This window comes from Suilimivivens aceti (assembly GCF_025567405.1).
GTDB lineage: Bacteria > Bacillota > Clostridia > Lachnospirales > Lachnospiraceae > Suilimivivens > Suilimivivens aceti.
Map to the genome: position 1 here is coordinate 45770 of NZ_JAOQKJ010000017.1, position 11716 is coordinate 57485.

13 protein-coding genes are annotated in these 11716 nt (G+C 44.0%); 6 read left to right on the top strand and 7 right to left on the bottom strand.

The window, feature by feature from the left end:
- Nucleotides 1-43 precede the first annotated feature (43 nt).
- Together OCV77_RS15115 and OCV77_RS15120 are read right to left on the bottom strand one after the other, a co-directional pair.
- Complete coding sequence (locus OCV77_RS15115; RefSeq protein WP_262575843.1) at nt 44-568, bottom strand: adenine phosphoribosyltransferase; 525 nt, start codon at nt 566-568, stop codon at nt 44-46.
- Nucleotides 569-649: 81 nt separating this feature from the next.
- On the bottom strand, nt 650-2761 hold the full coding sequence (locus OCV77_RS15120; protein WP_262575844.1) for an ATP-dependent helicase: 2112 nt from the start codon (nt 2759-2761) through the stop codon (nt 650-652).
- Nucleotides 2762-3052: 291 nt separating this feature from the next.
- On the opposite strand from OCV77_RS15120, the gene OCV77_RS15125 reads away from it, so the two are divergent.
- Nucleotides 3053-3967 (top strand): Rpn family recombination-promoting nuclease/putative transposase, encoded by a 915-nt coding sequence (locus OCV77_RS15125; RefSeq protein ID WP_262575845.1) that lies wholly within the window; start codon nt 3053-3055, stop codon nt 3965-3967.
- 41 nt (nt 3968-4008) lie between these two features.
- Here the strand turns inward: OCV77_RS15125 and OCV77_RS15130 are convergent, their stop codons facing one another.
- Both OCV77_RS15130 and OCV77_RS15135 read right to left on the bottom strand, forming a co-directional pair.
- The gene (locus tag OCV77_RS15130; RefSeq protein WP_262575846.1) at nt 4009-4710 is read right to left on the bottom strand and encodes a DNA-protecting protein DprA; all 702 of its coding nucleotides are present in this window, start codon (nt 4708-4710) and stop codon (nt 4009-4011) included.
- Nucleotides 4710-5249 (bottom strand): phosphoribosyltransferase, encoded by a 540-nt coding sequence (locus OCV77_RS15135; protein WP_262575847.1) that lies wholly within the window; start codon nt 5247-5249, stop codon nt 4710-4712. Before OCV77_RS15135 ends, OCV77_RS15130 begins: the two co-directional genes overlap by 1 nt.
- A gap of 140 nt (nt 5250-5389) precedes the next feature.
- Here OCV77_RS15135 and OCV77_RS15140 point away from each other — a divergent pair, with 140 nt between their 5' ends.
- Together OCV77_RS15140 and OCV77_RS15145 are read left to right on the top strand one after the other, a co-directional pair.
- Nucleotides 5390-5602 carry a glycosyltransferase family protein gene (locus OCV77_RS15140; RefSeq protein WP_262575848.1) on the top strand — a complete coding sequence of 71 codons (213 nt, stop codon included), beginning with the start codon at nt 5390-5392 and terminating at the stop codon, nt 5600-5602.
- A gap of 900 nt (nt 5603-6502) precedes the next feature.
- Entirely contained in the window at nt 6503-6949 is a 447-nt protein-coding gene (locus tag OCV77_RS15145; RefSeq protein WP_262575849.1) for a hypothetical protein, read from the top strand.
- A 91-nt stretch (nt 6950-7040) separates the two neighbouring features.
- Here OCV77_RS15145 and OCV77_RS15150 read toward each other — a convergent pair whose 3' ends face one another.
- Nucleotides 7041-8285: a flagellin N-terminal helical domain-containing protein gene (locus tag OCV77_RS15150; protein ID WP_262575850.1), complete on the bottom strand. Its 1245-nt coding sequence runs from the start codon at nt 8283-8285 to the stop codon at nt 7041-7043.
- Nucleotides 8286-8639: 354 nt separating this feature from the next.
- Here OCV77_RS15150 and OCV77_RS16930 point away from each other — a divergent pair, with 354 nt between their 5' ends.
- From OCV77_RS16930 to OCV77_RS15165, 3 genes are read left to right on the top strand one after another with little or no spacing between them, the layout of a single operon-like run.
- Entirely contained in the window at nt 8640-9263 is a 624-nt protein-coding gene (locus OCV77_RS16930; RefSeq protein WP_262575851.1) for a helix-turn-helix domain-containing protein, read from the top strand.
- Nucleotides 9244-9957, top strand: coding sequence for a hypothetical protein (locus OCV77_RS16935; RefSeq protein WP_262575852.1), 714 nt, complete (start codon nt 9244-9246; stop codon nt 9955-9957). The genes OCV77_RS16930 and OCV77_RS16935 overlap by 20 nt, the downstream gene beginning before the upstream one ends.
- On the top strand, nt 9954-10286 hold the full coding sequence (locus OCV77_RS15165) for a hypothetical protein (protein ID WP_262575853.1): 333 nt from the start codon (nt 9954-9956) through the stop codon (nt 10284-10286). Before OCV77_RS16935 ends, OCV77_RS15165 begins: the two co-directional genes overlap by 4 nt.
- Before the next feature lie 103 nt (nt 10287-10389).
- Here OCV77_RS15165 and OCV77_RS15170 read toward each other — a convergent pair whose 3' ends face one another.
- Nucleotides 10390-10707: a hypothetical protein gene (locus OCV77_RS15170; protein ID WP_262575854.1), complete on the bottom strand. Its 318-nt coding sequence runs from the start codon at nt 10705-10707 to the stop codon at nt 10390-10392.
- The coding region (locus tag OCV77_RS15175) for a hypothetical protein (protein ID WP_262575855.1) at nt 10704-11716 on the bottom strand (1013 nt) is incomplete at its 5' end. The genes OCV77_RS15170 and OCV77_RS15175, both read right to left, overlap by 4 nt.

Genomic DNA, 11716 nt, shown 5'->3' on the forward strand with positions numbered 1-11716 from the left:
GTTACATTTTATTATAATCCAAAAATACCCTTCTGTCTATGGATTATTTCCCTTCATAAGTAACAACTGCTTCAAAATCATAGCCCTTCAGCTTCCTGCGGCCCTCCAGCCCTGCAAGCTCCATCAGACATACGATCTTGACTACTTCTCCCCCAAGTCTCTCTACCAGCTTGATCGCAGCTTCGATCGTTCCGCCGGTTGCGATCAGGTCATCGATCAGGACAACCTTCTGTCCCGGTTTAATAGAATCCTTATGCATCTCGATCTCTGCAAACCCGTATTCAAGCGCATATTTCTCAGAAACTGTTTCACAGGGCAGCTTTCCCTTCTTGCGGACCGGGACAAATGCCTTCCCCATAGCATAGGCAACCGGTACTCCAAAGATAAAGCCCCTTGACTCTGTTCCTGCTACAACATCAAAATCCACGCCGTCCAGTATTTTGATCATGGAATCAATGGCAAGCTTCAGTCCCTCCGCATCCTGCAATACGCTTGTCACATCCCGAAACATGATACCGGGCTCCGGAAAATCAGGAATGCACCGGATATATTCTTCCATTTTCTTCACTTTTTCTTCCTCCCATCTGCTAGTATGACTATCATTTCTGCATATATTTCATTATACTCTGTGGTCATTTGAAAAGCAATGTTATTTCCGCAGGAGACCGTTTTCCAGTGCCACAGAAAGAGAGACCGTCTTCATCCCCGCCGGATCCGGAAAGGCGATCATGGCCTTGTCCCCTTCCCTTTTCAGGATGAGACCAAGCCCGAAGGTTTTATGCAGGACATACATACCTTCTTTATATTCTTCCATGTCATATGTGTATGCCTGCCGGCTCCCGCAGGATATTCCGATCCCTTTCCCCCTGCTCCCTGCTGCTGATGCCCTGGGCGCAAATATCTCCCTGGAAAAGGAGGATGTGCTTCCATCCTCAAAGGCAAAAATATAAAGCTCCTTTCTGGCACGGGTCATGGCTACATAAAAAAGGCGTCGTTCCTCCTCATACAGTTCCCTGTCCTTCTCTGCTTTTCTGCCGCTCCCGGTGCCCTTTTTCCCCTCAGGCGGCTTCTGCACAGAAGGCAGGATTCCCTCTGCCATATCCAGCAGAAATACCCTGTCATACTCAAGTCCTTTACTGGAATGAATGGTTGAAAGCAGAAGATGCGGTTTCTGCTTCGTCATGCTGCCGCCGGTGGAAATCAGCTCCTGCAGCTCCAGCAGTCTCCGTAAAAATGCCCTGCTGTCATTTTCCGCTTCTCCAAGGATCCGCAGGATCTCTGCCTTGCCACTGTCAAGTCCATGGCTTTCCATGTAATCCTGATAGCCCATGAAATGCAGGATCCGGTAGATTGCCCTGCCTGCTCCTTCTTTCTGCATACTGGCAAAATGTGTCTGCAGCGACCGGCACTGCTTTCTGACAAAGGGCGTTGCCTTCTCTCCCTCTGCCACCTCCTGCAGGAGCGTCCGCTTCAGGGAATTATTCTCTATGGCCTCCAGTGCCGCCGCCTTGCTGATCCCTGCTCCCATTTTGTAATAGATCCGAAGGAACACCTCCCCATCATAAGGGTTCTGGGCAAGCCGCAGAAAATCACAGATATCACCCACCACCGGATGGGAAAAGAAGGTCATGTCACTCCCCTTCATCCGGTATGGAATCCCCTCCCTCTCCAGAAGGTCAATGAGCGGCAGGGCACTTTCGTGATTCCGGTAAAGCACCGCCGATATCCCTTTTTTCTCCCTGGCCTGCTGAAGAAGGTACTCATACTGGGCTTTCCGGTTCCGCAGCGTGATCCGCTGCACCTTTCCTTCCATATCCTTCCATGGTGTCATGTGCTTTTCGTGCCGTGCCACATTTTTCTGGATAAAGCGGTCTGCCGCCTCTACAATCTGCTGTCCGCTCCGGTAATTGCTTTCCATCAGAAGCACAGACGCCCCCGGATGTACCGCTTCGAAATCCACCAGTGCCTCCGGATAGGCCGCCCGGAACCCGTAGATGCTTTGGTCTTCATCGCCCACCATGAAAAGATTGCCGCATTTTTCAGAAAGCAGCCGGATCATGTCATGCTGGATCTTCGAAGTATCCTGCGCTTCATCCACGCAGAAATAGCTGTAGCTTTCCTGAAAATGTGAGCGCACCTCCGGGAATTGCTGAAGAATCCGCAGTGCATATACCATCTGGTCGTCATAATCGATCAGTGACTTCTCCTTCAGCCCTTTCTGATATGCCTGATAAATCTCCGGAAGCTTCTGTACTGGTGTCTGATATTTTCGTATCTCTTCCTCTGTATAGCGCATATTTTTCACATAGGTTACCGCTGTCTGCAGCTCTCTGATGTCATTTTCTGTGGCAAAGCTGTTTCTTACCTCGAAAAAGGCACTTTTCAGAATAGCCACCGCTTCCTTGTCCGCTACGTCAAACGGTGTTTTGCCGGTCTTATATCCAAAATACTGCAGCACCCGTTGGGAAATCCCGTTGATCGTCCTAAACTCCAGCCGCCCGGCATGCTCTTCCCCAAACAGCTCGCAGAACCGCCGCTTCATATCTGCCGTAGCTGCTACCGTATAGGTCACCGTCAGGATCCTCTCCGGAGGGATCTCCTTACAATAGATCAGATACCCAATACGGGTCACAAGTACCGTAGTCTTACCACTTCCGGGCACAGCAAGCAGCAGTACCGCTCCCTCTGTGTGCAGTACCGCTGTCTCCTGCTGGTCATTCATCTGTAAGGAAAATCTTTCTTTAAATTCCTGGAAGGTCATGGAAGCCTCTTTATCTGTGTGGGTAAATGTCTGGTGGTTTCAGAATATCTGATATCATATTATAGGATACCAGGGTCAAAAGGTCTAAGCCCACATGAGCTTGCTCATAAGTGGGTGAAAGGCCTTAGGACCCGCCCCGATATGAGCATAAAAGTGGGATGATAATCCCACGATATGCGAATATTGGGTAGGATTGTGGGAGTGCGTAGCACGAAGCAATCCGTAGGTATCAAAGTCGGGGGCTTTTGACCCCGACATCATTATAGGAAAGTATAACTGATTCAGGGGGAAATGGCAAATTACCTGTTCCGTGCTCTCCTGCAGCAGAACAATAAGGTACTTACCGGCCTTATTGCCTCCCTGCTCCACCTTTCGCCATCAGAAATTTCTTCTGTGGAAATCACCAATCCCATTATCCTTGGCGAGTCCATTAACGACAAAACCTTTTTTCTGGATATCCGGGTAGACCTGAACCAGAATACCCTGATCAACCTGGAAATGCAGGTCATCAATGAACATAACTGGCCGGAACGCTCCTTAATCTATCTCTGCCGGGAGTTTGATCAACTTTCTGCAGGTCAGAGCTATGAATCGGTAAAACCTGCCATCCAGATCGGTCTTCTGAATTTCACTCTGTTTCCGGATCACCCGGAATTTTATGCCACCTATAAACTTCTGAATGTAAAAAATCATACCATTTATAGTGACAAGCTGCAGCTTTCTGTGTTAGACTTAACACAAATCCATTTAGCAACCGATGAGGATAAAGCCTGTCATATCGACTTCTGGGCTTCCCTCTTCAAAGCCAGAACCTGGGAGGAATTACATATGCTTTCTCAGAACAATGAATACTTAAAAGAAGCTTCCGAAACTGTCTACCATCTGACACAGGAGGAAAAAATCCGCCTGCAGTGCCAGGCCAGAGAAGATTACTATCGGCGAATGAAGGGCATTCAGGAGAAGTTCGAACAACTTAAGCAATACAAAGCGGAAATAAAACAATATGAAGCACAGAAAGTACAATATGAGGCTCAGAAAGTACAATATGAGGCTCAGAAAGTGCAATATGAGGCAGAAAAGAAGCAGTTTGAGGCACAGAAAGCTCAGTTCGCAGCAGAGAAAATTCAGTCAGACGCTGAAATTGCGGAACTGAAGCAGCAGATAGCAGCCCTAAAAAAAGAACTGGAGGCAAAAAGCAGGGAGTAACCCTGCTTTTTCACTATTATGCCGAAACTATCATATTGGTTTCAGAATGGTAATTTCATCTGTTCATAGGACTGTGACTGTTTTATATTATCAAGAAATGCAGCAAGGCCTGTCTCATCATGTAAAACGGTGCTTTTTCCGGTATTTTCCAGATATTGATTTCCGGATGACATCTGTAACAAGCTGTACGCATAGCAGGCCAGTCTTTTATATTGCCGCATGGCAAAATCTGCAGTATGCATTGTTCCACTGTTCTGTTCTGCTTCAATAACAATCACTCCCTGGCTGATTCCACTCTGCAAACGATCTCTTTCAACATATCTGTATTTCTGTACCGCCGTTTTTTCCGGATATTCGCTCAAAAGACAGCCACCTTTCTCCAGAATTTCCTCTGCCAGTTTCTGATTGGAAGCAGGCAAAATCCGATCCAGCCCGCAAGGAAGGAACACCACACATTTTCCGTTTACAGAAAGAGCCCCTTTCAATGCAAGTGTATCACAGCCCAGCGCCAGTCCATTTACAAGATTGAACCCTTCCTCTGCTATCTTTATTCCTGTCCGATATGCCAGTTTACTTCCCTGCTCCGAAAGTGTCCTGCTTCCTATCGCTGCAATGTTTTTATGCTGATTAATAATTTCTATATTGCCTTTATAATACAGAAGCGATGGCATTCCTTTTAAATTCCGTAGTTCATTGGGATATCTTTCATCATCTTCCCTGCATACTGCAATGTTATATTTCATCAGATTGCCTTTCCCAGTGCGAACATTTCCACTTCACGTGCACCATTTTGAAGTAATATTTCTTTACAGGCATATAAAGAATTTCCTGTAGTTGTCACATCATCCATAAGTAATACAATATCATTGTCAATATCCATATCAAGTACTGTACTGATAGACTTCATATGTGTTTCCATGCTTCTGTTTCCACCAGTTGCCAGTTTGTCTATACTCTTGTTTCTTCTCAAAAAGTATACCTTATTCTTTCTTCCATTACCAGCAAGCATTTCTCCCAATTTCCCAATTCCGCTTTCCTTTACTTCAGAATTACTTGATGGCACTACACAAATCGTAACACCTCTTCTTATTTCCGGATCCAGCAGCTGATAAAAATATTGAACAGCAGACATCTTTCCTTCCTTTAAATCCAGAATTTTCCCACTGTATACATCAAATAATGGATTTTTAATTTTCCGTTCTCTGTCCAGCCAATATTTATGATAATTACTGTATACCACAATATCTCCTGTCTGATTCCATGCTTCGTTCACAAATACCATACAAACTTCTCCTTCCGTGTCTACTTAAAATTTCCATTTTGCTTTCTCTTCTTTACAGCCAGACTTCTTCCAGGTAAAACAATAATCAAGGCATGGTTCATGCCAGACATCCTGTGCAGGGAAGCAAGAAAGGATCAGCAATGGAGATCGAGCTGACCGATTACTTTACAATCGGTGTAGATCTAGAAGCCTACTCCTCCATGGACGAGCTGGTTGATAAATGCGCCTATTATCTGGCTCATGATGAAGAGCGGAAACAAATCGTCAAAAATGGTTACGATAAGGTACCTGCCTGCCATGCCTATCCCCACAGGATCCGGGAAATGCTGAAAACACTGATACCTATCAGTTGAGATATACTTCATTTTAATGTATTGTGCAAAATGCAGTCAATATTATATATCGTATTTCGTCATGTATTTAAAAAAGACATCTGGCAAAATGCACAAACGTCTTAATGTCAGTATTTCTACCGGTTTACACAGGTACTAATGTAAAATCAAGTCCAAAACACACTTTATTTTCTACGTATTTCCCAGCTCTTCCCTCCTGCCAGGAATCGTATTTCTGCCCTTACCTCACGATCATGACTTTATTATAATACTCACTCTTATCACGCATGATCTCCAGTCTTCTGTGCAGCTCTTCAAAGAGCAGTCTGTATGTGATCTGCTTTTCGGGACTTAAGATTCCCGACTTTATGCTTCCCGGTGTGGCAATTTTTTACTTACACGATATAGAGTATGCTGATATACTGCATTCAACACAGAAGAACCGTTTTTCTATTTTTCTGCGTTTCCATTTATTTTTGAAAGCCGTCCGCTTTCTCATTTTATATTATTTAATTTTACTCATGTTCCAAGCGGAACATCCTTCCGGTCTTTCACCGGGTATTTTCACTCACTATTTTTCACACCATTCTAAGGAGGATCTTATTTTCATGTCTAACAATCAAAACAACATTCAGCTCCCGGAGCATGGCAAGCTCACCATCCCTATGGCCAACGATTATCTGTTCCGAGCTCTCCTGCAGTAGAACAACAAGGTACTTACTGACCTCATTGCCTCCCTGCTCCACCTATTTCCATCAGAAATCACTTCTATGGAAATCACGAATTCTATCGTGCTTGGTGAATCCACTAACGGGAAAACCTTTTTTCCAGTGCACCGAAAAATAAGTTCTGATACATTGACGCCGAATGATTGTTTCATATGCAAGGCGGAGGAACGAGGCGTAGCGGGGGCTACGTCGATTGACGACAACGCATCAGATGAAAAATCAGGCAAGTCAAGGTGTCAGTTATTTATTATTCGATGTACTGAATATCCGGGTAGTCCTTAACCAGAATACCCTGATCGATCCGGAAATACAGGTCATCAATGAACATAACCGGCCGGAACGCTCCTTAAGCTTCCGGGCTTCCCTCTTCAAAGCCAGAACCTGGGAGGAATTACGTATGCTTTCTCAGAACAATGAATACTTAAAAGAAGCTTCCGAAACTGTCTACCATCTGACACAGGAGGAAAAGGTACACCTGCAGTGCCAGGCCAGAGAAGATTACTATCGGCGAATGAAGGGCCTTCAGGAGAAGTTTGAACATTATAAGGCAGAGAAAATACAGTCAGACGATGAAATTACGGGTCTGAAGCAACAGATAGCAGCTCTGAAAAAGGAACTGGAAGCAAAAAGCAGGGAGTAACCCTGCTTTTTCTTTCGCTTCAAAAGAGAAAAGGCCGGAAAATCCGACCTCTTCTTCACAATTCGTCTTTGCAATTTTACTCTTACAGAAATTACTGTAATAAGGAAAGTACACCCTGATTAGCCTGATTAGACTGAGCCAGCATAGCCTGACCTGCCTGAGACAGGATATTGTTGTTGGAGTACTTAACCATCTCAGTAGCCATATCTGTATCACGGATAGCAGATTCAGCACTTGTGGTATTCTCAACTACGTTGTCGAGGTTGTTGATGGTATGCTCAAGTCTGTTCTGTACAGCACCAAGTGCGGAACGCTGGGTGGATACCTTCTGGATTGCTGCGGAAATGGTATCGATTGCAGCGGTAGCCTTGGTATCATCATCACCGGATACCTGAATGCCATTTACACCAAGTCCACGAGCGCTCATCATAGCGATATCAACATCAATCTTATTGTCCTCTGTAGAGTCAGCACCTACATGAAGGCTGAAGTTCAGAGACTTATTTAAATCTGCAAATGCTTCAAGAGAAATCGTATCTCCATCTACAGAAAGACTCTTTAAGTTTCCCTTTCCTGTTTCATTGTATGCATTCTTTACTGCTGCAAGGAATTCGTCTTCCGTTTCATATACACCACCAGTAGCCGTTTTTTTGGCTTCTCCAATCGCAAAATCATTTGTGAAGTTTTTACTTTTATCTGCATCTGCTGCAATATCATGGATATAGCCATATTTTTTACCACCAATTTCAATGGTATCTAACTTATAGCTACCCTTATTCTCAGCTGCATCGTCTCCTACATTGGTAGCAGTAGTTCCTCTTGTAATCGTCGCAGTACCTTTACCTGTTTTTGCATCAATAGCATTAATTGCTCCTTTTGCAGTATCATAAGTAAGCTCTGCTGCATTACCATTCTTACTAACACCCTTTAACAGGTAGCTCTCATTGAACTTGGTTGTGGTGGATACACGGTCAATTTCAGTTACAAGCTGATCGATCTCATTCTGGATATAGCTTCTATCATTCTCAGCCTGAGTTCCGTTAGCCGCCTTTACTGCCAACTCATTCATTCTCTGAAGCATGTCCTGAACTTCGTTCAGAGCGCCTTCTGCAGTCTGCACTGCACTGATACCATCCTGTGCGTTGGAAGAAGCCTGTGTCAGACCTCTGATCTGCTTTCTCATCTTCTCGCTGATAGACAGGCCTGCTGCATCATCTGCTGCACGGTTGATCTTGTAACCGGAAGATAACTTCTCAGTTGACTTAGCCTGTGTCTTTGTGGTTACGCCTAACATTCTGTTAGAGTTCATTGCTGTAAGATTGTGTTGTACTACCATAATATATTCCTCCTTGAATTTAAGGTCGCTTCCCTGCGACTCATTTTTGACTGTAATGACCTCTGACAGTCGTACGCACCGCCAAAAATCATCACCGTTAAGTTTCGTAAGCAATCATCTTGCTTTACTTGTTATGTATATCGGTGGAAGTCCAAAATACTTTATAGGTCTTTTGAAATTTTTAAATATTTCTTATTTTTCAAAGTAAATGCAACCTCTCACATATATTTTAGTTGCATTTACTTTAGGAAATCATAGCAGTTGCATTTACTATGAAAAATAAATAGCTATATTCCCCTCTGGCATGGTATCATTCTTTTGCTGTACCCCGGTGTAAAGGAGAGAGGTACCGCTATGAATAAAAATAAACATTTACTTTCTGACGAAAGAATAAGAATTGAAGAGCTCTTGAAAGAAGGTCGTTCCTTCAAGGCAATCGCTAATGAACTGGGTAAAAGTCCTACCACTGTTTCCAGGGAAATCCGTTCCCATACTATTACTAAAAATGTAGGTTCTCCCGGCTGTCCCTATAATAACTGTAAGCACAGATTTTCGTGTACTTCCAGCTTTCTCTGCAAAGAATGTGGTTTCAGACGTTTTCGCTCTCACTGTAACCAGTGTAAACTTTGTAATTCTGTATGTTCCCGGTATGTCCCTGATTCCTGCCGCCTGCTGGGGAAACCTCCCTATGTTTGTAATGGCTGTCCAAAACGTAACCGCTCCTGTACTTTACAGAAGCATCTCTATGATCCTGTTTCTGCGCAAAAGCAGTACGAAGAGAAACTGTCTGAAGCCAGATCAGGTATTTCCCTGACAGAAGATGATATTGCCCACCTGAACGGCATTGTTTCCCCTCTTTTGAAAAAGAAGCAGTCCCTGCATCATATTTGTGTTAACCATCCGGATTCGGTTATGGTGAGTGAAAGTACTATGTACCGTCTTATAGATTATGGCCTTTTTGATGCAAAAACACATTGATCTTCCAAGAAAAGTCCGTTATGCCCGCCGAAAGAGAAAGAAAGTATACAAAGTAGATAAGAGCTGCCGTCTTTGGCGTACCTATGCTGATTACCAGCTTTATATCCGGGAGCATCCTGATCTGCCGGTTACACAGATAGATTCTGTGGAAGGTCGTAAAGGTGGAAAGGTTCTTCTTACCATTCATTTCGTAAAAGCTGAATTCATGCTTGCTTATCTCAGAGACCACAATGATTCCCAATCTGTCATTGATGTGTTTGAACAGCTTTATTTTGAATTGCGTCCGGACAGATTTATGTCACTAATGCCAGTCCTTTTAGGTGACAATGGAAGCGAATTTTCCAATCCCAAAGCTTTGGAATCCGACAGGCAGGGAAACCACCGGACAAAGGTCTTTTATTGTGATGTATCTGCCCCACATCAGAAGGGCTCTGCTGAAAGGAACCATGAATTCATCCGCATGTTCATTCCCAAAGGAACTCCCATGGATGATTTCTCTCAGGATGATATTTCGGTAATGATGAATCACATTAATTCCTATGGCCGTTCCAGTTTAGGAGATAAGTCACCTTACGAAGTGATGGAATTTTTGTATGGTCCGGAAATTTTAAAACTCCTTGGATGTACCAGGATCTCTCCGGATGATGTAACCCTCAGTCCTTTCGTTTTCAAGAAAGAAGGTGAGCAAAAATGAGCCGCCCGCTTTTGCCTATAGAACGTATGGTCCTACATGACAGACTTCTGGAGTTTGAAACTTTAGTTCCCATGATAGTTTCTGAGAGAAGTGCCCTGCGACGCTGGGTAAAAGGTGGACACGATATCAATAGCAATCCATGGAATTTTTATGATGCTGATGGATGGGAAATGAGCTATCTGGAGGCTTTCAGAATGGATCTTGCAGAATATGAATTAAAAACTCTTTCTTATGCCGTATTTTTTAAATCATCTGTTTTTGAAGTATTTTTCACACAGAAAAATCCCTGTCCGACAAGCGGGCAGGGATTGACAAGACATTTTCTTTGACAAACCGGAATTCACTTTGTCATTTGGTCTTTTTATTTCATTTATTTTGTGCGTTTTATTAATCTCCTTGTTTTCCAACAGCACATGGTTCAAAGCAGCAGCCTCAAACCAGTGAATCCTGAATTTCTTTTACCAGTGCAGGGGCACATTCAGCAGCTTTACAGATATCATCTACAGAAAATCCCATTTGCAGAAGGTTTCGGACTACGGTTTTCGTCTTTTTTAAACTGCCCTCTCTTCTGCCTTCATTTCTGTTATCCTCCATCAATTCTTTCAATGCCTGGCACATGTTGTACTCCTCCTCTTCTCCATTTTCTGTTTTATACTTATCCTTTTTCTGAAGCATCACTGCATTGTCTGTCATGACTGCTATCGCTTCCCAGGTTTCTTTACTCAGATGAGTCCAAAACAACAGTATCAACCAGATAAATCCTGCATTTCTTTCACTAGTGCAGGGGCACATTCAGCAGCTTTACAGATATCATCTACAGAAAATCCCATTCGCAGAAGATTACGGACTACAATTTTCGTCTTTTCTAAATTGCCTTCGTTTCTTCCTTCTCTTCTGCCTTCATTTCTGCCTTCTCTTCTGCCCCTTCTTTCTCCCATGATTTCTCTCTCTTCCATCAATTCTTCCAACGCCTGGCACATGTTGTATTCCTCCTCTTTCCCGTTTTCTGTTTTATACTTATCCTTCTTCTGAAGCATTGCTGCATTGTCTGTCATGACTGCTATCGCTTCCCAGGTTTCTTTGCTCAGATGAGAATAAGCCTCATTTTTCATCAGCTCTGCCATCCTCTCTTTATCCTTCCGGCAGTTCATCGCACAAAACAGCTGCTTTAAGCCGGAATGGAACTCTTCAAACCCTTCCTGCTCGTTGATACAAAATAATGTCAGCGGATAATCCTTAAACAATGATCGAACTGATTCCTCTGGATCAAACTCCATCATATCCGACAGCTTCCTTGGTCCGTCCCATGGTTCCTCCCCACTGTAGAGGCAGATCGTATAAACCGGATGCAGCCTGTCTGATCTCAGGATCCCTGAAAGCTTCTCATCTATGGTTGTTTTCAATTCTTCCTCAGGTTCTTCCTTATGCCTTCCAAGAAGCCTCCGTTCCTGCTTTCTCTCCTTCAGCTGTCTGCTGTACTCTGCGGCATCATAGCCCATACACCTAACCGGCATGCCATAGTCTATGTAGCTTTGGTTTTCTACTGCCAGCACCTGCAGGATCATCCCTGAACGGTACCTCATTTTCACATCACGGATGATCTCCGTTCCTTTTTGTAGTGGCTTTCCTGGCTGCTTTTCCTCCACGGCCACATAGTTCTCCGAAGCCTCCTCCAGATCCTCTGCCCGGATGACCTGCCTTCCCTGAAAGCAGCTGCCATTGAAGAGATCCGCAAACCGCCTTTTGTCCTGCAGATACG